The sequence below is a fragment of the Ammonicoccus luteus genome (genome assembly GCF_050880385.1).
In the GTDB taxonomy this organism is placed as follows: domain Bacteria; phylum Actinomycetota; class Actinomycetes; order Propionibacteriales; family Propionibacteriaceae; genus Enemella.
Genome location: NZ_JBNZCI010000004.1, coordinates 37,589 through 60,243 on the forward strand (window position 1 = coordinate 37,589; position 22,655 = coordinate 60,243).

General features: G+C 65.2%; 20 protein-coding genes and 2 pseudogenes. 17 read left to right on the forward strand and 5 right to left on the reverse strand.

The features are described from left to right. The first annotated feature begins 23 nt into the window (after positions 1–23). The 10 genes from ACQ260_RS10195 (at position 24) to ACQ260_RS10240 (ending at position 10,098) form a co-directional block, all read left to right on the forward strand. Positions 24–869 (forward strand): hypothetical protein, encoded by an 846-nt coding sequence (locus tag ACQ260_RS10195; protein WP_432559332.1) that lies wholly within the window; start codon positions 24–26, stop codon positions 867–869. A gap of 19 nt (positions 870–888) precedes the next feature. Next, positions 889–1,359 carry a thioredoxin domain-containing protein gene (locus tag ACQ260_RS10200; protein WP_432559333.1) on the forward strand — a complete coding sequence of 157 codons (471 nt, stop codon included), beginning with the start codon at positions 889–891 and terminating at the stop codon, positions 1,357–1,359. Between the two features lie 433 nt (positions 1,360–1,792). Beyond that, on the forward strand, positions 1,793–3,013 hold the full coding sequence (locus tag ACQ260_RS10205; RefSeq protein WP_432559334.1) for a tetratricopeptide repeat protein: 1,221 nt from the start codon (positions 1,793–1,795) through the stop codon (positions 3,011–3,013). Positions 3,014–3,094: 81 nt separating this feature from the next. Further along, positions 3,095–5,416, forward strand: coding sequence for an FtsK/SpoIIIE domain-containing protein (locus ACQ260_RS10210; RefSeq protein ID WP_432559335.1), 2,322 nt, complete (start codon positions 3,095–3,097; stop codon positions 5,414–5,416). 45 nt (positions 5,417–5,461) lie between these two features. Then, positions 5,462–5,716 (forward strand): hypothetical protein, encoded by a 255-nt coding sequence (locus ACQ260_RS10215; protein ID WP_432559336.1) that lies wholly within the window; start codon positions 5,462–5,464, stop codon positions 5,714–5,716. A 10-nt stretch (positions 5,717–5,726) separates the two neighbouring features. Next, complete coding sequence (locus ACQ260_RS10220) at positions 5,727–5,990, forward strand: hypothetical protein (protein ID WP_432559337.1); 264 nt, start codon at positions 5,727–5,729, stop codon at positions 5,988–5,990. 2 nt (positions 5,991–5,992) lie between these two features. After that, entirely contained in the window at positions 5,993–6,280 is a 288-nt protein-coding gene (locus ACQ260_RS10225) for a hypothetical protein (protein ID WP_432559338.1), read from the forward strand. Next, positions 6,273–6,536 carry a hypothetical protein gene (locus ACQ260_RS10230; protein WP_432559339.1) on the forward strand — a complete coding sequence of 88 codons (264 nt, stop codon included), beginning with the start codon at positions 6,273–6,275 and terminating at the stop codon, positions 6,534–6,536. Before ACQ260_RS10225 ends, ACQ260_RS10230 begins: the two co-directional genes overlap by 8 nt. 221 nt (positions 6,537–6,757) lie before the next feature. Then, positions 6,758–7,753: a PASTA domain-containing protein gene (locus tag ACQ260_RS10235; protein ID WP_432559340.1), complete on the forward strand. Its 996-nt coding sequence runs from the start codon at positions 6,758–6,760 to the stop codon at positions 7,751–7,753. Continuing rightward, on the forward strand, positions 7,750–10,098 hold the full coding sequence (locus ACQ260_RS10240) for a GDSL-type esterase/lipase family protein (RefSeq protein ID WP_432559341.1): 2,349 nt from the start codon (positions 7,750–7,752) through the stop codon (positions 10,096–10,098). Before ACQ260_RS10235 ends, ACQ260_RS10240 begins: the two co-directional genes overlap by 4 nt. A gap of 35 nt (positions 10,099–10,133) precedes the next feature. Here the strand turns inward: ACQ260_RS10240 and ACQ260_RS10245 are convergent, their stop codons facing one another. Together ACQ260_RS10245 and ACQ260_RS10250 are read right to left on the reverse strand one after the other, a co-directional pair. Next, on the reverse strand, positions 10,134–11,465 hold the full coding sequence (locus ACQ260_RS10245) for a transglutaminase-like domain-containing protein (RefSeq protein WP_432559342.1): 1,332 nt from the start codon (positions 11,463–11,465) through the stop codon (positions 10,134–10,136). Continuing rightward, the gene (locus ACQ260_RS10250) at positions 11,462–13,138 is read right to left on the reverse strand and encodes a hypothetical protein (protein ID WP_432559715.1); all 1,677 of its coding nucleotides are present in this window, start codon (positions 13,136–13,138) and stop codon (positions 11,462–11,464) included. Before ACQ260_RS10250 ends, ACQ260_RS10245 begins: the two co-directional genes overlap by 4 nt. Between ACQ260_RS10250 and ACQ260_RS17330 the strand changes: the two genes are divergently transcribed. Together ACQ260_RS17330 and ACQ260_RS10260 are read left to right on the forward strand one after the other, a co-directional pair. Continuing rightward, positions 13,043–13,234 (forward strand): ATP-binding protein, encoded by a 192-nt coding sequence (locus tag ACQ260_RS17330; RefSeq protein ID WP_502219709.1) that lies wholly within the window; start codon positions 13,043–13,045, stop codon positions 13,232–13,234. The genes ACQ260_RS10250 and ACQ260_RS17330 overlap by 96 nt on opposite strands. Positions 13,235–13,363: 129 nt before the next feature. Continuing rightward, the gene (locus tag ACQ260_RS10260; RefSeq protein WP_432559700.1) at positions 13,364–14,155 is read left to right on the forward strand and encodes an IS30 family transposase; all 792 of its coding nucleotides are present in this window, start codon (positions 13,364–13,366) and stop codon (positions 14,153–14,155) included. A gap of 441 nt (positions 14,156–14,596) precedes the next feature. Here the strand turns inward: ACQ260_RS10260 and ACQ260_RS10265 are convergent, their stop codons facing one another. Then, complete coding sequence (locus tag ACQ260_RS10265; protein ID WP_432559343.1) at positions 14,597–14,800, reverse strand: hypothetical protein; 204 nt, start codon at positions 14,798–14,800, stop codon at positions 14,597–14,599. A gap of 459 nt (positions 14,801–15,259) precedes the next feature. Between ACQ260_RS10265 and ACQ260_RS10270 the strand changes: the two are divergent. The 3 genes and pseudogenes from ACQ260_RS10270 to ACQ260_RS10280 all read left to right on the forward strand — a co-directional run. Continuing rightward, a pseudogene (locus ACQ260_RS10270) lies at positions 15,260–15,778 on the forward strand (transposase); the annotation flags it as partial. A gap of 580 nt (positions 15,779–16,358) precedes the next feature. Further along, positions 16,359–17,822 carry a group II intron reverse transcriptase/maturase gene (gene ltrA / locus ACQ260_RS10275; protein ID WP_432559344.1) on the forward strand — a complete coding sequence of 488 codons (1,464 nt, stop codon included), beginning with the start codon at positions 16,359–16,361 and terminating at the stop codon, positions 17,820–17,822. Between the two features lie 117 nt (positions 17,823–17,939). Beyond that, positions 17,940–18,737 (forward strand): annotated as a pseudogene (locus ACQ260_RS10280) (ISL3 family transposase); the annotation flags it as partial. Here the strand turns inward: ACQ260_RS10280 and ACQ260_RS10285 are convergent. Beyond that, on the reverse strand, positions 18,720–19,175 hold the full coding sequence (locus ACQ260_RS10285; RefSeq protein ID WP_432559345.1) for a hypothetical protein: 456 nt from the start codon (positions 19,173–19,175) through the stop codon (positions 18,720–18,722). The pseudogene ACQ260_RS10280 and the gene ACQ260_RS10285 overlap by 18 nt on opposite strands. Positions 19,176–19,555: 380 nt before the next feature. Here ACQ260_RS10285 and ACQ260_RS10290 point away from each other — a divergent pair, with 380 nt between their 5' ends. Together ACQ260_RS10290 and ACQ260_RS10295 are read left to right on the forward strand one after the other, a co-directional pair. After that, positions 19,556–20,704 carry a hypothetical protein gene (locus tag ACQ260_RS10290; protein WP_432559346.1) on the forward strand — a complete coding sequence of 383 codons (1,149 nt, stop codon included), beginning with the start codon at positions 19,556–19,558 and terminating at the stop codon, positions 20,702–20,704. Between the two features lie 96 nt (positions 20,705–20,800). After that, positions 20,801–21,151: a hypothetical protein gene (locus ACQ260_RS10295; RefSeq protein WP_432559347.1), complete on the forward strand. Its 351-nt coding sequence runs from the start codon at positions 20,801–20,803 to the stop codon at positions 21,149–21,151. A gap of 791 nt (positions 21,152–21,942) precedes the next feature. Here ACQ260_RS10295 and ACQ260_RS10300 read toward each other — a convergent pair. Next, entirely contained in the window at positions 21,943–22,599 is a 657-nt protein-coding gene (locus ACQ260_RS10300; RefSeq protein WP_432559348.1) for a hypothetical protein, read from the reverse strand. Positions 22,600–22,655 lie beyond the last annotated feature (56 nt).

Consider the following 22,655-nt stretch of genomic DNA (forward strand, 5'->3'; position numbering starts at 1 on the left):
GATGCCCCGGGAGGCATGCGCACATGGATGTGTTGATGGTCCTGAGCCTGATCGTCGCGGCCGGCATCATCGTGTGGATCGCCCAGCGGACCCGGAGGTCCGGCCCGACCCCGAGTCCGGGTTTCCTTCCGTTGCTGGAGGGCCGGTTGATGCAGACGGACGCCGAGCCGGGGGCGGTGCGGGATGCCCTCGAGGACGTGCTGCGCACATATCGCGAGCCGGTCCATCCCAGCGTTCCGCTCCTCACCCGGGCGGGATTTCGCTGGACGGGGGTGGCGGCGGAAAAACCGCGGGCGGCGTACCTCTGCCTCGACGACGACCAACGCACCCTCATGGTCACCCTCCGCCCGGTCGCGACCGGCACCGAGATCGGGATGATCCCCCTCCACAACCGCCCTGACCGCCTGCTCATCGCCATGGCGGGCCACCTGCACGCCCGGATCCCCGTCCGCTCGACAGGAACCGTGCCGAGCAATGTGATCGCGTTGACCGCACCGCGCGTGCCGAAGGACTTGGTCGACAGCACGCTGGTGCGCAGTGGCTATCCGGTCACGGCCGGAAACGTGGAGATCGTGGGGCAGCGTGCCGTGGCCGAGAGCGAGCGTCGGGCTCGGGAGATCGTCGCGAAACGCGATGGCGAATCCGCGGCGGACGACTGGCTGGCGGAGTGGCGCGCCCGGGACCAGCCCTCGGGTCCCGCGGAAGCGCATATTGCGCGGCTGCTCCAGCGGCTGGTGTCCTGGGATTCCAGCCTGCTCACGCAGATCCAAGGGTTCGCCCTGCACGTCCGAGCCAGTCTGTTGGACTCGATCGCCCACCGCGAGCCCGGCTCCGATTGGAGCGACCTCGCAGACGATGTGTCCGAATGATCCTGATCTGGGAGGCGTCATGATGAAGTTGCCCAACCTCGGCCCGATCGGGGAACTAGAAGCATCAGAGTGGATCGGCACGCCCCCGGCGCCCACCCTGGCAGAACTGCGCGGGCGGGTGATCGCCATCGAAGCGTTCCAGATGCTGTGTCCGGGGTGCGTCGCCCACGGTCTGCCCCAGGCCACGAGGATTCATCAAGGGTTCGGCGACGAGTTGGTGGTCCTCGGGTTGCACACGGTGTTCGAGCACCACGAGGTGATGACCCCTGCCGCGCTGAAGGTCTTCCTCAGTGAATATCGGATCCCGTTCCCCGTGGCGATCGACGAGCCAAGGGGAACCGGCACACCGGCGACGATGACGCGTCTCGGACTTCGGGGTACGCCGAGTCTGCTGCTCGTCGACAAACACGGCGACGTGCGTCTGCACCATTTCGGGCAGGCCGACGATCTGCTGCTCGGCGGAGTGATCGGCCGGTTGCTGGCCGAGTGAGCGCCGCCAACAGCAGCGTGCCGCACCAAGGACTGAACCATGGCCCGGCCGGCCTCCGAGGCTCTCAACGCTCCTCGAAGACCGGCCGGAACCGCTTCTGTCAGCCCAGGCCCAGCGCTGACAGCATGTTGATAAAGTTGATAAATCCGTAGAAGGTGATCGCAAGCATGATGGTGCCCTTCGTGGAGGCTCCGGGTCCAGCCCGGCTTGCCCTGCTTTCCACTTCCGGATCGTCGGATGCAGCGGACCTTCCGGCATGGGCACCCACGCGTTGCGTCGCTCCCGCTTCTGGCTATCGAAGTGCCCGCGGTTGTACCAGTTTCTGATGACATGACACGGCGCCCTCCTTGCGTTTGCATGGCGGTGACCACAGCACTCCGATCGGCGGGGCTGCTAGGTCACGCGACAGAGCTGCGATCCGTTGGGGGCAATCATGAGTGCGTCTGGTTCTGCTGTTGATCCACAGGCAACGGCTGCCGAAGCCGACTTCTATGAGGCAATCCCCCTCGATCGGGACGCCACGACCGAGGAGATTCGACAACGACTGCACACACTGAAACTGCAGTGGGGTGCCCGTGCCGGGAAGGCGGGCCAGACCGGCGAGCAGGCCCGCACCAAACTGGCGCTCATCGAGCGTGCGCTGGACGTCTTCGCCAACGAGGATGCGCGCGAGCTCTATGACCTGAGCCTGCGCCGGAAACCTGACGCAGGTCAGCCGGAAGAGCTGGTCATCGACTGGTTGGCGCGGGCCTGGACCTACTATTTCATCGAGGACGAGGGCGCCGCCGGGGTCGCTGCTCGGAAGGCGAAGGAGCAGGCACCGGATAATCCGCTGACCTATGTGGTCTCGGCGTGGGTCAACCTGATGCGGGATGAGATCCGCGACGCCAAGCGGGACGCCGACGAGGCCTTCGTGCTCGACGAGCTCGGTGAGGACACGGTGGATGTCCATCACGTGCGCGGGGTGGTCTTCTTCCAGCAGAAGATCTATGACAAAGCCCACCAGAGTTTCGACCGCGCGCTCGCGAAAGCGGTGCCGTTCGAGCAGGTCACCCTGCACCTCCGAAAGGCATGGGCGTTCGAGCAGGAGCACAAGGCCAGCCAGATGTTCGATGCGCTGGAACGCGCGCTGTCCATCCCCGTCGATATCGACTCGGCGCAACGTGACCGGCTCCACCGCACCACCTATTTCGCCGTAGAGCACCTGATCGCCGGAGAGCACGGAACTGTCGCACGGAGGACCCTCCAGCGACTGTCCCAGCGAGTCAAGAACAGCAAGATCAATGAGCGGTCCAAGACGGACATCCTGCGATTCATCGATCTCGCAGTGCAGCGAGCCGACTTGGAGGCACAAGCAGCCGAACTGGCCTCGGTCGCAGCGCCGGAGGGGCTGCCGGCAGACATTCCGTTCAAGTCACTCGGGGTTGCCCTTGTGGCTTTCTTCCTCGCCTTCGAACTGAGCTTCTTCTGGCTGGTTTTCCTCGGCGCAGCAGGATTCGCCGGCTTCATGATCTATCACCGGGTGCAGTGGAGCCAGACCAAGAAGGCCTTCGAAAGTGCTCAGGCCGAACTTGCCTCCATCCACGAACAGATCATGCGCAAAACGACCGTGATCGAACGCACGAAGAGCCAGGACGCGCTCACCGCGCGGTAGGCGATTTTAGTCCGGTCCCAGCCAGCCGCGGCTCAGCGGGAACGTCAGCTGAGGGTCAAACAACCAAGGAGAAGTGCCACCGTGCTGGACACCGCCACGCAGGTGCTTGTGGGCCGTTTCGAGCTTCCCCTGCTCGCGCACGGGAACATCTGGATCGAGGACTCGATCGAGAACCGGGACTCGATCGGCCTCACCCAGATGATCATCCAGCAAGCGTTGGCGCGGACGCACCCGGGACAGCTGGAAGTGATCGTCTTCGACGAGGGACTCAGCGGCTTGGGTGCGCCGTTCGCGCGGCTCAACAACGGCGGCGAACAACTCCTGCAAACCATCTTCGACACCCAGGACCTGACGGAGACCCTGACGTTTCTGCGGCAGCACGTCCAAGGCGTCAACGGCGTGATCCAAGGCCTGGAAAAGAACCTGTTCGACTATCGCGCACGGGTCAACTTCGCTGTCGAGAACTTCAAGCTGGTGGTGATTTCCACCGACGTCTCGATCCTGAACGAGGAGACCCAGAACAGCCTGAGCACGCTGCTCAAGGCCGGGCCACCGGCGGGAGTGAGCTTTCTCATCCACTCGATGACGCTGGGTGTCAACCCGTTTCTGGTCAGCCGTTGTCTAACGCTGTCGGTGCAGAACGGGGGGATCTATCTGGGCCCGGACTTCCTCGACGACTTCCGGGCTCCCTCAGCACAGGACCTCATCGGGCAAGCAGAACGCGTCGCCCGCACGTTGGCCCGAACTGCGGTGACGCCGATCGCTTTCGAATCGGTGCAACCCCTGACGGCCCCGTGGACGAAATCGAGCGCCGAGGGCATCACATTCTCCTTGGGCAGATTCGGCGAGGACGTCATCGAGGCGACCCTCGGCGACGAGTTGAACCAGCGCCACAACGTGTTGATCACCGGCGCCGTGGGCCAGGGCAAGTCCAATGCGATCTCCGTGATGCTGCACAGCCTGTGCCACCGCTATTCTCCAGCGGAATTGCACCTCTATTTGCTGGACTTCAAAGAAGGGGTGACGCTCCAACCGTTCTTCAATGCCGAGACCGGTGAGTTCCTTCCCCACGCTCGAGTCCTCGGGCTCGAGGCCGACCGCGAATTCGGGCTCAACGTCTTCCGGCACCTTTTCGAGGTCTATCGCGAGCGGATGGCCACGTTCAAAGCCGCTGGCGTGCAGAGCCTTCAGCAATATCGGCAACAGACTCCGCACATTGCGATGCCCCGGATCCTCCTGGTGATCGACGAATTCCAGATGATGTTCGCAGAACGCGACCGCATCTCCGATGAGATTGGCGACCTCCTGGTCAAGGGCGTACGCCTCTTTCGTGCCGCCGGAATCCACATCGTCCTGGCCTCACAGACGATCGGGGGCAACCTGACCCTGATGGGTTCGGCGGGCGAAGGCCTGTTCGGCCAGGTGCCGATCCGCATCGCCCTCAAGAACTCGCTGTCGGAGTCGTTCGCGACGCTCGGTCCCAACAACAGCGCCGCCGCCCATCTTCGGGCCCGTCAGGCAATCGTGAATCTCGACTACGGCAACCCCAGCAGCAACAAGAAGTCCACCATCGCCTTTGCCGACGAAAGTGTGCTGGCCCCGGCACGCACACACTGGTGGCAGCTCAGCGGACCGGACGCCCTGCCGCCCTATGTGTTCGAGGGACAACGCCGTCGCAGCCTCGCAGAGGATCGGCAACGGCTGCGGGACCTGGCGGCGAGTGCCACACCGACGGCCCTGCTCGGGATGCGCATCGAGGTCCATGGCCGCCCCTTGGAGATCCCTCTCCCCCGCGATCTCGGGCGGCACATCGCGATCGTCGGATCCGGCCGTGGCGCGACGTTGGTGTCCAGTGCGGGGGCGTCGCTCGCGGTTCAAGTGCGCGGGGCCCGGTTTGTCGTGCTCGATGGTCTGGATGGCGGGCCGGATGAGTACGCCGGCCTCGCGCAGGTCGTCTCCGCGTCCGGCAACAGCTTTGTTCATGTCCCCAAGGATCGGGTCGCGTCGACCGTCCAGGACCTTCACGACGGGATCGTCGCGACCGGCCAAGCCTCGGATCAGCCGGTGTTCGTGCTCGGCTATGCGTTGGATCGCTGCCGGGGGCTGCCGATGGAGTTCCAGTCCCTGTGCCAGGACGGCGCGGCGTTGGGCGTACACATCCTGGGGTGGTGGACCAAACTCGAACTCTTCCGCAACCAGGTCGGCTTCGGCGGGGAGAGCTTCTTCGACACCAAGGTCGCCCTCCGCCTCGATGCCCAGTCGGCCAAGCAGTTCCTCGGCGATCCCCTGCTCGAATGGGCGGCCCAGGACAACCGGGCGCTGGTCGTCGACACCGTCGCGCTGGACCGCCCAGTGCGGATCGTGCCCTATTCGCTGCCGGACTTTCCGGTCCTGACCCATTAAGTCCTCACCCACCGATCTGATCGGACCCACGGAAAGGCGTACCCCATGTCTCTCGGCCAAGTGATCGCGCTCGTTGCGGATCTGCAGCGCAGCATCGATCAACAAATGACCCAGATCACGGAATTTCAGCGGAACAACCGCGACAACATTGCGCTAGTGACCCAGGAACTCCAAGGCAGCCGCCGCGGTCACGACAAGCGCATGACAGCCCAACTGACGCGAGTCGAGGACTCGCTGTCCCGCTCGGCCACTTCTCTTCGCCAAGCCTCGCAGGCCCTGGCCCGGATTCAGCTCGTCTGAGGGAGACACCATGGCATCGCTCGATGAGGTCCGCGTTGCGGCCTATCGCATCCAACAGTCCGGGGACGAACTGTCGATGCGCCTCAAGGCTGCGGCCAACCACCTCAACCAGAAACGAAACGAGCTCGCGCGGGTCGTCGGCGCCCAGAGCCGGTCCGGTCAGGAGGCGCTGTCGCAGGTCTCGACGGCAGAGCGCCACGTCCTCGATTCCGCGGCCCAACTCCTCGGGCTCCAATGGCACATCGACGAACTCCTCACCGATCTGGCGAACTGAGGATGGCGCGCAAGGTTGACCCGGGCCTGGTGAAGCAGCGGCGGACAGCGCTCGACCTCCTCGCGATGGCAAGGCTGGAAGTCTCCACGATGGCAGAGAAGTCCGAGGAGATCCGGGCGCTCACCGAGGCGCAGGTGCGTGGTCACGCTGGCGGTGAGCGGGTCGCCCACCAGGCGGGTCGGGCTGCGGAGTTGCTGCACACGGCGCATCAGGCGCTGCTCTCGGCGTCGTCCGCCGCCCAGGACATCGATGTGACCGTCGAAGTGCCGGACGAGCCGCGCTATGACTGATCTGGCCACGATTGCCCGGGCGCTCGAGGCGCTCTGCACGGTCGTCCACGGGGATGTCTATCGGGTGCTGAGCAGGGCGGAGTCGTTGATCGCCGAGGCGCGCGAGGTGTTGGCGGAGTTCGACGACCCCGCCGCCCGCACCGCCCACCAGCACGCCACGACTGCGCTGGATCAGGTCCGCAACGCGCGATATGGCTTCCTCGATCAGTTCGTCAGACAGGGCACTGCGCTGTCGACCCGTCTGGACCAATTCTGAGGCTCGGCCGCACCGTGAGATCACAGGGATCTTTCCCGTGCTCCAGCGGGCGGACTGCCAGAGTAGGAACCAACTCATCGCATCACCGGGGGGACTGCCATGACGGACCATGTCGATGTCTTGTTGTCTTATGCCCACAAAGACAACGAGCAGGACTGGGATCTGCGGGTCAAGGACTGGTGCCGGACGCAACAACAGGCCGACGAGTGAGCGAGGGATCGATGTCCACGCCAGCAGCACCCAAGCCCCCGCGCAAGCGGAAGATCACGCCCTTTCTCCTGGTGAGCCTCGGATCGATGATCCTCGGCCTGATCGCGGGCCTCGTGCTGGGCGGCGTACTCCCCTCCCTCCGTCCACAGCCCGCGCCGATCGTCGTGACGCTTGAGCCGGAGACGCAGCAGGCGACGACACAGGAACGGGTGATGCCGGACATTCGAGGGCTGAGCGAGAAGGACGCCCAGCAAACGCTGGCGGACTATGGCGTCAACGCCGAAGACGTGAGCCTGACGCGGATCCCGCACCTGTCGCCCGCGGGGTTCGTGGTCGCGCAGGACCCGATCGGCGGGACGAAGAACCCGGGCAAGGTCACACTGTCGCTCCCCGAGCCGGCGCAGGTGCCGGATCTCGCGGGACGAGGCGAGGAGACCGCGCGAACAGCGCTGTTGGAGATGGGGGCGACGGCGACGGTGACACGGAGGTACGCGCCGGGGGCTCAGCCCGGTCAGGTCGTCGAGTCGTCGCCCAAGGCGGGCGAACCGCTGGTGGAGACGGTGGCGCTGGTGGTGGCGGCGACGCCACAGACGGCGTACCTCGGCAACATCCGCGCCTCCGGCTCCTGCTCCCGGGGCAGTGTGTCGGTGAACGGCGTACGTCACGAGAACTCCGCCACCTGCTCCGCCAGCCGCGGCCGGCAGACGGAGACCTATTGGCTGCTGAACCGGCGCACCGCCACCCTCACCGGCACCCTCGGCCTCGACGACCGCTCCGACCCGGACGCACGCGTGCGGATCGTCATCGCCGGGGACGGCCGGGAGCTCTTCGCGGGTGAGTTCCGCTATGGCGAAAGCCGCTCCATCGACGTCCCGACCCTCAACGTCCTGCGCTTCACCGTCACGACCGAACGGCTCGACGAGGGCCGCAACAACGCGACGATGGTCCTCGGGGAAGCGGTCGTGAGCGGATCGGTGGACGACCTGGCGTCGTTGGAGCAACGATGAAACGGGTGGGGTACGCCGTCGTCGCGCTCCTGATCATCCTCGCGTCGACGCTGTTCGGGCGTGGGCCGGGGGCGTACGCAGCAGTCACCGCCCCGGACAGCGTGCTGTTGCTGATGGACCTGTCGGGATCGATGTCCATGCGTGACCGGGCGCAGCGGATCAAGATCGAGGGCGCGAAGACCGGTGTCATCTCGCTGCTCGAATCACTGCCGAGCACCGCACGGGTGGGGTTGATGACCTATCCCGGGAGCGGTGGCTGCACCGCGCCGCAGCAGGTCCGTGGCATCACCCCACTCGCCCAGGGCAACCTCGGTGCGCAGGTGTCCTCGCTGCCCGCACCCGCCGGCGAAACGCCCACGGCGCTCGCTTTGCGTACCGCTGCGGAAACCGTCCGCGAATCGGGCGGCAACGCAACGATCGTGCTGGTCTCCGACGGGCTCGCCAACTGCGGCGAACCAGCCTGTCCGGTCGCCAAGGAGATCGTCGCGTCGGGGGTGCCGATCACGATCAACACGGTCGGGTTCGACATCGATGACCAGGGCCGCGCGGAGCTGCAGTGCATTGCCGATGCGACAGACGGCAGCCATGTCGACGTCACCGACGGTGGCGAGCTCGGCACGCAGATCGCGAACCAGATGTCCCCCACCCTGGAGATCTGGGCCAACTATCCGTCCGCGCCCGTGCCGGTGTCGTCGACCGGTGGGGTCGTCCGGGCCAAGATCACCAACAGCGCCGCGGTGACGGCCCAGAACGTGCGCGTCGCGCTGACGCCCCGGGATGGCGCCGCGTTCATCGGCATCCTGCGACCCGTCATGTCTCTCGGCAACATCGCCGGCGGGGAGAGCCGGGACGTCGCCTGGACGATCCCGACCTCCCCGGAGCTCGCCGGCAAACAGGTGGAGCTGCGGATCACCGTCACCAGCGCGAACGCCGCCATGGCGCAGGCTGACGGAATCGTGCGGTTCGGTGAGGGGGCGCTCGTCGGGCCGAACAGTCAGTTCGCCGACTTTGAGCGCGTCGCGGTGTTGGGTGACTCGTTCTCCGCCGGCGATGGCGCCCACCGCAAGGAACGCGACTATCGCGACCAGCCGACCGGGGGCCGGATCTGTCGGCAGTCGGACAAGGCGTACGCCGAGCAGCTCTTCCCCGGCAAGGTCGACAACTTCGCGTGCACGGGCGCGGAAACCGCGAATGTCACGGACAGCGCGCAACACCCGGGCGTCCCATCTCAGGTGCAGCAGTTGGCGAGCGCATTGAAGGGCGGCAAGCGCTATGACGCCGTCTTTCTCACCATCGGCGGGAACGACGCAATGTTCGGGGATATCGCCACGAACTGCATTGCACACCAAATGCTATCTCCGCTGTCCCGGGGAGCTGGCTATATCCTCAATCCGTGCGGCGTCGATCCGGCGTCTCTGCTTTATGGCGTGCAACAGGACCAATTCAATGGCGTTGCACCGCTGCTGAGCATGACCTATGAGGACATCGCCAAGACATTTGCCGCACAAGGTCTCGATGTGCCACCGATCATCGTGTCGCCCTATCCCTTGATGTTTCCCTCAGACCGCGGCCTCCGATCGAGTTGTGGACTCATTGACTTGGGTGTCAGCGCGCAGAGGGTCGAACAATTCTTGGTCTTCCAGCGAAAGCTCAACCGGATGGTTGAAGAAGCCGTCCATCAGGCTCGCACGACCAACGGCATCCCGATCTATTTCGCGAGCGGCGCTGAATTCGCCTGGCAACCGTCACACACCATGTGTGGGTCCAGCTCGTGGATCAACCTCCCCCGACCGGACAATGCCTTCACCTGGACGCGCCTGACCCATGACACGCCCTTCCATCCCAACACTGACGGACATGCGGCGTGGGCGCTCGCGCTCGCCCGCTGGTCCGAGACACCCGGGCTGGAACTGCAGCAGGGCACCAAGCCGGCTGGTTCACGGCTGCTGCCGTGGGTCTTCCAGCTCGCCCCGCGCGGGGCGATCAATGGTGATGCGGGCAGCAACGTGGTCACCACCGGGCTGGCTGATCTTTCGGTGAGCGGGTTGAAGCCGGGCACGCAGGTCATCGCGCTGGTCGCATCCCATCCCGTGCCCTTGGGGCATAGCATCGCCGACGACCAAGGCCGGGTAGCGCACTCCGTATCCCTCGACGACCGCATCATCCCGCCCGGACCCCACACGCTGAAGCTCGCCGTCACCGAAGGCGACGGCCGCGAGCACGTTCGCGAATCGCGGCTCTATGTGACCCGGCCAATGCCTTATGCGTACGCGGGTCTCGCTGGCCTCGGGCTTGTGCTCGTCGTCGCTGGCCTGATCACCCGGCTCGTTGGCAGGCGGGGGTAGGCCGTTTGGCTCACCCAAGCCTCGGTCGCTCCTCGCTAGATCGCGACAAAAGGTCGGACCGGATAGATTTCCACGTCCTCGCCCTCGTGGCCTGACGGGAGCTCTCCCACCCGCCAGCCTTCGCCGGTCGTCTCGCAGTAGTAGTAGCGCTGCCCCTCATGCTCCACGAAATGACCAGGAATCCCGTCGGGCACGGCGACGCCGAGCGCGGCATGGCTCGGCAAGAAGAGCACAACGACATCGTGGCCCAGTCGTCGCAGCAGTGAACCGGCAAGGAACGTGGTGTCCTCGCAGTCGCCGGTCTCGTCATGCATGGTTTCCACGGGATAGCGCCAATACTCCTCGTGCCCGGTCGAGTCGATGTCGAAGGAATAGGTGATGGATTGCACCATCGCCAGCACCGAGGAAATCTGTTCATAGGTCGAATAGCGAGAGTCCGTCGAGAGGTCCCGGAGGCGCACCGCGAGCCGCTCGACGTCGGCGGTGGTGCCGCGGACGACATAGCGTTCGATCTGCGGCACGCCGCCAACCCAGTCCACGCCCGGGTTCGACTCCTTCAACCGTTCGTAGGTGGGCAGGTGAACAGCCACCTTGACGGTGTGGTCATCGACCCCGAACACGTGCCGGACCTGCCAACTGAAGGTCCGAAAAACGAAGTCGGGGTGGGCCCCGTCGCCATCTCCGTCGGCATCTGGGTCCGGGGGCTCTGGAGGATCCAGGGTGGGCACGGGGGGTACGCCGATCAGCTCCCGCTCCTCGATGGGTTGCCCGCGCAGCACACCAAACCCGATCACAGCGCCCAGCGATAAGGGCAAGAGGGTGGGTTGAGTGAGGGATGCGAGCGACGCGAGGATAGCGAGCACCAGGCCCACGCCCTCCCAGCGGGCGAGTCCCACTCGCCGCTCGGACTCCCGGAGCCACCGTTCGAAGCGACTGCCCGAGCCCCGGCGACTGAGCTTCCCCGTGCTCGCCAGGAGGACCAACCACACCGCGATGCCGCCTGGGATGAACAGCCACCACGGAAGCATGTCCCGCAAGGGAACGCTGCCATAAACGAGCAGCGCCATGAGGGCGGTCGCCAGCAGTGCAGCGCTCTTCACCGCGGGCGTGGCGGCCCGCTTCCCCTCATCGGGTGCCCCGGTGAACAGCCGCTCCCAGAACAGCAGGATCCGGTCGAGCCACCGCAGAAACTTGCCGCCGAGTTCCTGCAATGCACGGGCGGGGGGCCCGAAGATGCGCGCCCAGATCCCCGGCGGCGTCCCCGGAGGGGTCTGCTCTGTGGGATCGGGGTCGGGTGGGCTCGACTGTGGAACGGGATCCACCGGGGGGTCAACAGGTGACGGAACCGGTTCGACAGGGTCGGTCATTGCTGTTTCCGTTCGAGCGTGGCGGCCGGCACGGCCCGCACCCCGATGTGCACCACCGAGTCGGCGTCGCTCGTGGCGATCCGGCCGGACACCCCTGCTCGGTTCAGGAGATCGTCGAGGGCGGACGGTGTGTTGAGCGTCGCGAAACGGTGCACACTGTGGGCCTCCACCAACTCGTCGACGCGCAGCAGCGGGGTCATCACCGCGCCCAGCACGTTCCTTGCCCGGTCTTGTGCGGATGAGCTGTCAGCGATCAAAGCGGAGAGGTTCGGCCACATCTGCGGGAGGAGAACGGTGTGCACCATCGTCACCAAGGCCTCATCGAGCTGGGTCGCGGAGCCCTGTGGATCGGCCAACACTTGCTGCAGCAGCCGACGCGGCAGGTCGAACTGTTCCGGGAGCGGCAGAGAGCGTGCGAGGTCAGCGGTGGAGAGGTCCTCCGGCGTCGGGACGAACACGGAGAAGTCTGTGGTCGACAGCTCACCCAGGACCCGGTCCTCGATCCGCTGCGCGCACAATGCGCGGAGCTCCTCGAGCGACGTCCGCAACGTAGCCAATTGGCCAGCCAGGGATCCTCTTGCTCCCACAGCCATTTCCCGCAACTCAGTCACGGACCGAGCAGCAGCATCGAGCACCGCCAGGGCCACCAGGCAACGGACCCGGCGCTCGGCCAACCGCAGATAGCGACGGCGCAGACCGTCGATCCGGGATCTCGCCCGGGCGTACCCCCACACCACCATCCCAACGCCCACCAACCCCACCACGATCGACAGCACGGTGAAGTTGGGATCCCAGCCGAACTGGCGTTGGAGAAAGAGGTACGCCCACACTCCGAGGGCCCCAAGTCCCAACCCGCGGACCACCACGGCGGCGGGATAGGGCAGCTTCCGCAGGCACACCGCCAAGTCCTCCTCGATCGCCGCCATCTCGTCCGCCTCGGCCGCACACGTCCCCTGCGCGTCACCGATCGCGAGAGCGACCCGCTCGGCAACCTCCTCCAGTTCCTCGCCGACGCACTCGACAAACCGCGCCGCACGCGCGACATTGACACGGCTGCGCAGCACGTCCCATGTCCGGTGCTCGAGATCCGCCTTGACGGGGTCCAGGTGCTCCGCACGATTGCGCTCGATCTGGATCCTCGCCTCGCGCACCAGATCATCCGCCTTCTGTTGCACGAAAGATCGAAGGGCATCCAGCAGCAGCTCCGGGCGCACATCGGTGAACAACGATTCGTCGATCTGAATCTCGCTCTGGATCGATGATCCCCGAGGCGAGCGGCTGAGTCGGTCGAGATGGCTGGCCCGGGCCAGACTCTGATCGACCACCCACTGCCGGCCCTCGTCGCACTCGGTGTGCTGGGCGGGCAGCGGGGCCAGCAGGGCGTCGTCCAACGCTTGGTGGACATGCAACGCCGCGATCGCTGCGGACAACACCCGCGGCCGGTAATGGACCGCCGACGCGCCCGCCAGCCAATGCATCCCTGGTTCGAGTGATTGGGGCAAGTTGGCGACGATGAGCGCGTACGCCAGGTCCGACGCAATCCCGATCTCCTCGTCCTCACTTGTCAGTGCCCGAGCATGGCTGGCGCGGCTGACCACGAGTTCAGCGGCTGGGGCGGCGTCTTCGGCGACCAGGCCGTCGCCGCCGCGATGATCGACCGCGTCGTCCACCACGCCGACGTCCTCACCCTCAAGGGCGCCAGCTACCGACTACGAAACCGCGGGATCGACACCCTGCCCAGCATCAAGACCCAAGACACGGCAGACTAAGCAACTACGAACCGGTGGCCTCGTTTTCGACCGGGTGGTTTCCAGCGATCATCGCAACGAGGACTACTCGTAAAGGGGTTCTCGCATGTCGTCTCGTCGTGTTCCGAAGGGTCCGGGTCGCCGACCAAGCTGGACACCGACCCCGTGCTGCGGGCCTATGTGCTCCACCGGCTACAACAACGCTGGAGTCCGCAGCAGATCAGCCGCGCCCTGCGTCTGGCACACCCGAGCGAGCCCGCCCGACGCATCGCCACCGAGACGATCTATCAAGCGATCTACCGCCCGAACTCGGGAATACTCGGCGAACCAGCGTGCTCACCGTTGCGCACCGGGCGTGATCACCGCCGTGGGCACACCCGCCAGATACGCGCCCGACGCCGGTTCGCCCAGCCCATGCTGTCCATCCACGACCGCGGCTTCGAGCCCACCGACCGATCCGAAGCGGGCCACTGGGAGGGCGACCTCATCGTCGGTCCCCACAACCGTTCCGCGATCGCCACGCTCGTGGAACGTCAAACCCGCTACCTGAAGCTGGTCCACCTGCCGGCCCACGACTCCACCGAACTGCACCGCGCGCTCGTCCAGGTGCTCCGACACCTGCCGCTGCGGCTCCGCCAGACGCTGACCTGGGACCAGGGGACCGAGATGGCCCGGCACCTCGATATCACGGCCGACACCGGCACACGGATCTTCTTCTGCGACGCTGGCAGCCCCTGGCAACGCGGCAGCAACGAAAACGCTAACGGGCTCCTGCGCCAGTACTTCCCCAAGTCGACCGACCTCTCGGTGCATACCGCCGGTGATCTCGCTCGAGTCGAGTCCCAACTCAACACCCGACCCCGCATCGTTCTTCAAGACCGCACGCCTGCAGCACTCTTCACCGCCTTGCTAGGCTCCGAAAACCACCCCTCGTTGCGATGACCACTGGAATACAAGCCGTCGGATCGACCCCATTTTCGAGCGTTGCCGACAAGATCGTGGTACTGGCCCTCCTCGTCCACGTCCGGGCTCATCTCGATCACGTTGAGCGGCCAGTTCCTGAAGGACCCACACAGCAAACTGAATTGACTCAGTGTGTCCTGCACGCGCCTTGCGGCAGCCGAATCGCCGAGGCGATTTGCGAACTTGCCCGGGGTCAGGCATGACGGCCGGAGTGAAGATGTCGGGCACGCGACTCGTTCCACGACGGCACGTCCATGCAGCCCGCCCGCAGGTGGCGTACTCATCGCATGCTGAGATGTACCGCCAGACCAGCCGGCATGGGCGGTGGGTGGATACCGGTGGTTGGGCGGGTGCTTCTCAGCATGCCGACGGGGCACGCCGCCAAGAGCGGGACGACGCCGTGCACGATCGAGGTCCGGTTCACGATCGGCTTCGTTCAGGTTGCTCGTTGCCATACCCGCGCACATCCCCCGGGCAGGCACCGGCCCGATGGCCGATCGCGAGAGCACGAACCTCGTTGTTCACCCGTGCGGAGTCAGCGGCCACAGGATCGAGGATCACGACGAGCACACGGCTGGCGATCAGCGGTTCGATCGCCCGGGCGTCGAGTTCGCCGGCTTTCACCGCCAGCGATCCACGGGGATCCGACGCTCCCACTGAGGCCGATGCCGCTTGCCGAGCCCCAGCAACCCGGCTCGCACGAGCAGAGCAGCCTGCTCAGCCCGATCCCGCTATAGGACACGAAGACGTCTTGCTCCCATGCCTCTATGGCACCGGGCAGCGCTCGCGTACCGTTTTCGACGCCCACGCCATCCGCCTTCCGTGACGCGCAGGGAACCACCCCGCGAGATTCACCCTAGGAAGGATGGGCGCGCCATACCTGTCCTGATTTGAGCGGACAGCCGGTCCCCCCCAGCCCCCGAGCTCTAACGCCGATATCTTTCGGCAAACCGGCTCTTCGTATTTGAGGGTGTAGCCCGCGCTGGGAATGGATCCGGCTTGGTCGGCGCGTCGGTGGCTGGGTAGGGGTCGAGGTCTTTCGATGATGAAGGTTCCTACACGCCTCATCAGAAAGACCTCGACGTGTCCGACGTTACCTTCAGCAGTGCTGACTTGACCACATTCACCGGCCTTGACGAGTTCGGCCTCGAAGTCACCGGACAACTGCTGAAGCAGGATCGGGCCGTGCTGGCGTGCCGGGTGGTTGAGCCGGATGAGTGGTGCCGTCGCTGCGGTTGTCAGGGCGCTCCGCGGGACACTCTTACCCGGCGGTTGGCGCACGAGCCGTTCGGCTGGCGCCCCACGATGTTGCTGGTCCGGCTCCGCCGGTACCGCTGCACCGAATGTGGCCATGTGTGGCGCCAAGACATGACCGCCGCGGCCGCGCCACGGGCCAAGATCTCCCGGGGCGGGCTGCGCTGGGCGTTGGTCGGGCTGGTCTGTCAGCACCTGTCGGTCGCCCGGGTCGCCGAAGGCCTCGCGGTGTCGTGGCACACCGCCAACAACGCGGTGCTGGCCGAGGGTCGCCGGCTGCTGATCAACGATCCCACCAGGTTCGACGGCGTCCAGGTGATCGGGGTCGATGAGCATGTCGTGCGCCACGAGGCGCTGTTGTTTCGGATGGAGGTGAGAGACCTGCATCGCACTGCTGTCGTAGCAGCGGGGTGAAGCTGGCGGCAGCCTGCCCTTGGGGAACGCCGGGGCCGGTGGGAGCAGCCGCGACAAAGTCAGGACGGTCCAGCACTGCCGGATGGACCGGGTCTGGTGAGCAAGACGGGAAGGTGTACGAGAGGAACCGGTGTCGTAACGCCTCTTGATCGTCGACCAGCTCGAACCCGGTGGATGCGGGCTGGAGCGCGGTGCAGAACCGCTTGGGGGCCGTCACCCAGATGGCCACCGGGGCGGGGAACTGTCAGAACGGCGAGCGTGTCGGGTCTGGCAGGTCGTGGTGAAGGTCTACGGCGTAGCCACGACGAGACCGCAGGGGCAAAGCCGGGCACCTCGCCCGTCGACCGAACAACAGTGAACGTGGGAACCACCCGCGGCCATTCCCCGAGTTGGGGGATAGGTGCGTTGCCTGCCGAAGGGCGCGGGTGGGGCGGAGCCGTCGTAGTACTCCGAGGCCGGGAGAGCCGGCCACTTGGGAAAGGACGGCAGCAAGAGAAGCAAGGGAGGGGCTGTGATGTCCGAAGATGCGCCGGTGAATACCGGCGCCGTCAGCTGGCCGAGCGATGCCCGGGCCTATCTGGCGGTACGGAGGATGCAGACCAAACTGCATGGTTGGGCGGCCGCTGACCGCGGCCGCCGGTTTGATGATTTGTACAACCTGGTCTGTGACCCGGCGTTCTTGACGATCGCGTGGGAACGCGTCGCCTCGAACAAGGGGGCACGGACCCCGGGAGTGGATCGCGCCACGGTGGCGCACATCACTGCCCGGGTGGGGGTAACGGCGTTCCTGCAAGACCTTCGGGACCAGTTGCGGTCCCGGACGTTTCGGCCGGTCGAGGTACGGCAGGTGATGATCCCGAAAGCGAGCGGCAAGCTCCGCAAGCTCGGCATCCCGACCGTGGCGGACCGGGTCGTGCAGGCCGCGCTCAAGCTGGTGCTGGAACCCATCTTCGAGGCCGATTTTCAGCCGATGTCGTATGGGTTTCGTCCGAACCGGCGCGCCCACGATGCGATCGCGGAGATCCACCACTTCACCAGCAAACGGTATGAGTGGGTGCTGGAGGCCGACATCGAGGCGTGTTTCGACATGATCGACCACACCGCCTTGATGGACCGGCTCCGGCGCAGGATCGGCGACAAACGCGTGCTGGCGCTGGTGAAGGCGTTCCTGAAAGCGGGGGTGCTCACCACGGTGGGCACCACCGAGGGAACGATCACCGGCACTCCCCAGGGCGGGATCTTATCCCCGCTACTGGCCAATATTGCTCTATCGGCGCTGGACGATCATTTCGCCCGGCAATGGCAGCAATCGATGGCCACCCACAGTAAGCGGCAATATCGTCGCCGAAAGGGCAAGGCAAATGTCCGGTTGATCCGGTATGCCGACGACTTCGTGGTCGTGGTAGCCGGAGACCGGCAGCACGCCGAAGACCTCCGCGACGAGGTGAGCGCCGTGTTGGCCCCGATGGGGCTGCGGCTATCACCGCACAAGACCCGCGTGGTCCATATCGACGACGGCTTCGACTTCCTCGGGTTCCACATCCGACGGATGCGCAAACGCGGAAGCCGCAAGTCGTTCGTCTACACCCGGCCCTCGACCAAGGCGATCGCCTCGATCAAGGCACGGGTGAAGATTATGACCTACAGATCAACCCTGCACCGCGAGCCGGGGTACCTGATGGACTACCTGGGCCGGGTGCTGCGTGGATGGGCACACTACTTCCGGCACGCTGCTGCGAAACGCAGCTTCAACGCGATCGATTCCTACACCTGGGAACGGATCACAGCGTGGCTACGGAAGAAGCACCGCATCGGATGGCCAGAACTCCGGCGCAGATACTGCCTGCCCGGAACCTGGCGACTCACCCACGACGGGGTCAGGTTCCGGGGCGCAGCCAGCGTCCCGGTCGTCCGGTACCGCTACCGCGGCTACCAAATCCCGACCCCGTGGACACCGACAGCTGCCACCATCAGCTGACCAACCACTACTCATGCGGAGAGCCCGGTGCGGTGAAAATCGCACGCCGGGTTCGGCGGGCGGGCTGTGGAAACCCACCCGGGGCAACCCGAGCAGGGCGCCACAGCCCGACCCAACTGGCGCCACACCCGTCGCGGGGACAAATACGTCACCGTCATCATCGACCTCACCCCAGTCCGCGACGGCACTGGGCCAGCGCGGCTGCTCGACATGATCGAAGGCCGCTCCAAGCAGGCCTTCAAGACCTGGCTGAGCGAGCGCGACGAGGGTTGGCGCCAAGGCCTGGACGTGGTGGCGATGGACGGGTTCACCGGGTTCAAGACCGCCACCACCGAGGAGCTTCCCGAGGCCTCCACCGTGCTGGACCCGTTCCACGTAGTCCGGTTGGCCGGGGATGCGCTAGATCGCTGCCGCCGCCGGGTCCAGCAGCAACTGCACGGCCACCGCGGCCGCAAGGCCGATCCGCTCTATCGGGCCCGGCGCACCCTGCACACCGGTGCCGATCTGCTCACCGATCAACAACAGGCCCGGCTGGAGACGCTATTCACCACCGATGAGCACGTTGAGGTACAAGCCACGTGGGGCATCTACCAGCGCATGATCGCCGCCTACCGCGAACCCGATCGCGCGCTGGGCCGGTTCCTGATGCAACAACTAATCGACAACCTCAGCTCCGACGTCCCCGACGCTCTCGTGGAGATCATCAGCCTCGGCCGGACGCTGACCAAACGCGCCGAGGACGTGCTCGCCTACTTCGACCGACCCGGCACCAGCAACGGACCCACCGAGGCCATCAACGGCCGACTCGAACACCTACGCGGCTTGGCCCTCGGATTCCGGAACCTCACCCACTACATCGCCCGCGCACTGCTCGAGACCGGCGGATTCCGACCTCGATTACACCGTGGATTGTGATGAGCCGGCAAACCCCTCGCCCGGCACGACCCAGATTGCTGCGGTCTCAGGCCGGCGTACCACCCAATCCCCCGAACGCACGACCACGTCACCTTCAAGCGTCTCGATCACTTCACCGGCCACCCCGCGCCGCGCTTCGACCGTGCCGGTCCGCTCATAAACATCGCCGTGCACCCACGCATAGGTCGCCCGGAACTCGTCATCGGTGATTGTCCAGTCACCATCGGCGGCGTGGCGGACGGGCAGGTGGGTGCTGTCGGGAGAATGAGTGCGTAGCGCCCAGTCGCCCGCACGCCCGCGCAGGAGGTCACCGCCCTGGGTCCGCCAGGCCAAGTCCTCGGCCAGTCGCCGCGCCCTCACCTGCCCACAGCGTCTAAAGCGCTGCCAATCGGCTCGACGGCTCCCAGCTACGTCCGCATCACCATCGGCTTCGTTCATCCCACTCACCTCTCCAGTCTCCCCCGGTCCGATGCGGCCACCAAGGCATGCGTACGGTTTGTTCCTCCGCCAGTCCTAAGCTGTCGTCACATTTACCCGCCACTGAGGCTCACGCAGCACACGTGTCAGCCAAAGTTGGGACTAGTCCACCCTCCAGCGTCGCGGCATGATGCGAGTAGTCAGACGTTTGACACCACCGGCATTGGACTTGAACTGGGAGAGTGCGCATCTATGGCAAGCATCGATGAGATCCCTGTCGCAGTCGCTGCTTTTCAGCGCTCCTCGGTCGGGAAGGAAACACCTTTGAACGGCATGTCCCACGGACCGACCACAGAGGTGTTCCGGCAGTGAAGCTCCGCGTCGGTCCCAATCTCCCGATAGTGCTCGGCACCGTCGGCGCCGCCAGTGCAGGTGCGTTGCTGCTGGAAAAGGGTATTGAAGTGCTCGCCGAACGCACTCAGTCCACCCTGCTCAAGAACGCAGCCGGTCTGGGACCCTGGGTGATCATCGCTATTGCTGCCCTCATCCTGGTAGTCAGCGGCATGCTGTTCTTCATCGGGACCACATGGAACAAGCGACGCTCCGCGCGTTTGGGCATCTTCCTCGCAGCTTTCGCCACCAGCCCGGTCTATGGAGACGATCGTGTGGATCACGAGATCTCCTTGTTCGAGGAATGGGCGCGCGACACCAACCCTGAAGTTCAACTGCTGCAGGCAGTCAAAGTCACGGTGACCGACCGCGACAGCATGACCCGCTTCCGTGATCGCGTCGAGAACAGCCTCACCCAGGGACGACGACTCACACCGAGTGGCCATGACACAACATTGCGGGTGAGCGGCCGCTTGGATGCATGCTTCCTGCTGGGCACAGCCCTGCGCAGCACGACGGGAATGGCCGGCCCGGTCTGGGTCGTTAGCGATAGTGCTACCAACTATGCAGACGGTTTCACTCCCGTCGCTGTGTTCCGCCCCGACGGCGAGGCCACGGATGAGCTGCAGCCGACGGATCATCCCGCAGATCTGCCCGCCTCCGAGTTGCGGGAGACCCCGGCCTATCTGCATGACCTTGAGCACAAGGCCGTATTGCCGCTGATGCGCTTCGATGACTCAGAACCAGTCAACGCGCTGTTCTGCCTCAACAACGGCACCTGGGAGACCTGCACACATCAGGCCCGTCATGGCGCCGTGGTTCTGGGCTTCGACTCCCTCAACGAGCCCAGCCCGCAGGGCCGCGTGCCCAGCACGCTCCTCGACCACCCCTCCACACTGGAAGATCCCGTGCTCGCGATCACCGGCATGAAAGGCATCGGGTCAACGTGGGACGCCTATCAGCGTGTCCTGGACCGCATCGTCGAGAACGCTGCAACCGCAATCTCCGCCGCCCACCCTGGAGCGCCTCGATTCGTAACCCTCGTCGGCCCCTCCGCGTTAGCCACTGCTTTGGGCGCGCGCTTGGGGTCGCCCGATGCGACGTGGGTGCCGCTGGCGTTCGTGAAGGAAAGGGGGTACGCCCCCAGCCCTCTCATCTAGGCAATGCTGAAGAAGCACGCCTTTTGGTCGACATCGACATTCCTCTATCAATGTGCGGGCGTTGCGAAGCCCGCTCGACACTGAACGGCTTAATCCATGGTCATCACGCTCATCAATCTGACCCCTCACCACGTCACCGTCTTCACTGATGCCGGAGAGGTGACGTTCGCGGCAACCGGCACATTCGCACGTCTGGCCGAGACGAAGACCTCAGCCGCCGACTTGACCACCGCCCAGGGGGACGTGCCCACCGAAGTGGTGACATACCACGGCCTCACCGACCTCCCAGACCCACAGCCAGGGATGGCCTATCTGGTCTCTCGGGTCGTCGCGGCGGAATCCGATCGGACCGATCTATACTTCCCCTCCGGTGAGGTCCGCGATAAGGATGGCCGGATCATTGGCTGCCGCACTCTGGGTCGGTTCGAGCATGCAGACAACCGCTGACCACGCCTTCGACGGGATGTGCGCGATCGGCCTCGCAGCGAAGTCAGCGGGAAGATCGCCCACTTCCAAGCCGAACTCCTGGGTGACCATTATGACCAGCGATACCCGGCGGGAAGTGCGCCCAACAAGGGAACAAGTGTGCAACCCCCCTGACAAGGGGAAACGCTCGATTGAAGGCTTTCGGAGAGCCCAGCCGCCACCCAGTCCAGGACAAGTGTGCAGAGCCCTCGTGTTTCCCCTTGTCAAAGATCCATCCCCGACGGTAGGGTCCTGAAGAACTCATCGCCAAACAGCGAATAGAAACGCGGCCGCCTTGGCGGACTTCTTCGCCGCCTGCTTGTCCTGAAGAACTCATCGCCAAACAGCGAATAGAAACGCGACTGCGGCGCTCGTGCAGAAGCTCACGGTTACAGTCCTGAAGAACTCATCGCCAAACAGCGAATAGAAACCCACGCGCCTCCATCGCTGGCCTGTTTGCGCCCGCTCGTCCTGAAGAACTCATCGCCAAACAGCGAATACCGACTGGGTGTTAGGCATTGGGGTCTTCATCGAGCTTGATACGCCATACGTGACGCTGGCACGTCGGTCTGCGCAACACAACCAAAGGGGCGCCGTGCTCAAGCGCCTGCTGAGATATACCGCCAAGCAGGCCGGAAAAGTCGATGGAGGGATGCCGGTGGGAATGGGCGGCGGTACCTCATTTTGCTTCGTTAGGTACCCCATTAGTTCAAGCGTTCCGGCAGATGCCCTGGCGCGAGGCTCGAGTTTGGGGATGCTGCGTCCGCCAACGCCTATCGCGCAGCGACGAACCCGAGAACGGCGAGCAAAATGACAAGTCCAAGGGCGAGCAGCCGCACAAGATCTCCTCGCCTGTGTCGGCGGCGTTGGAATCGGCGCTCATCGGCTTCCAGTTCCGTGAGATCGATGTGGGCGATGGCGGCATAGAGGGCGAGGCGTTCCCGATCGGCCGGACCGCCTTCCATCGACAGATCAAAGACCGAGGGGGCGCTAGCGAACGCCTGCTGCAGCACGGGCGGGACGTGGTCAGCGCGAACGAAGGAGCCCTGCCGCCACGTGAGATCCAGCTCCGGTGAGCAGGACACGAGAAGCAGCCGATCGGTCGAGCCGGTGGTGGCCAACCACGTCTCGATCTCGCTGTTCGCCCACGTGGAACCCGCGGTCTCGCGATCAAGGACGACGACAAGCACACGGCTGGCGACCAATGGCTCGATGGCCCGGGCGTCCGGTTCACCCGCCTTCAGCGCCAAACGATCGATGAAGATTCGGCGCTCCCACTGTGGTCGGTGCCGTTTGCCGAACTCAATCAGCGCGGCACGGACCAGGACAGCGGCCTGCTCAGCCCGTTCGCCACAGCACGACAGAAAGACGTCATGCTCCCAGGCGTCGACGGAGCTGGGCTGCCCTCCACCTCTTCGTTCGACCCCCACGCCATCCGCCTTCCGTGGGCCCACAAGGGACTACACAACTCACTCTAGGAAGCATC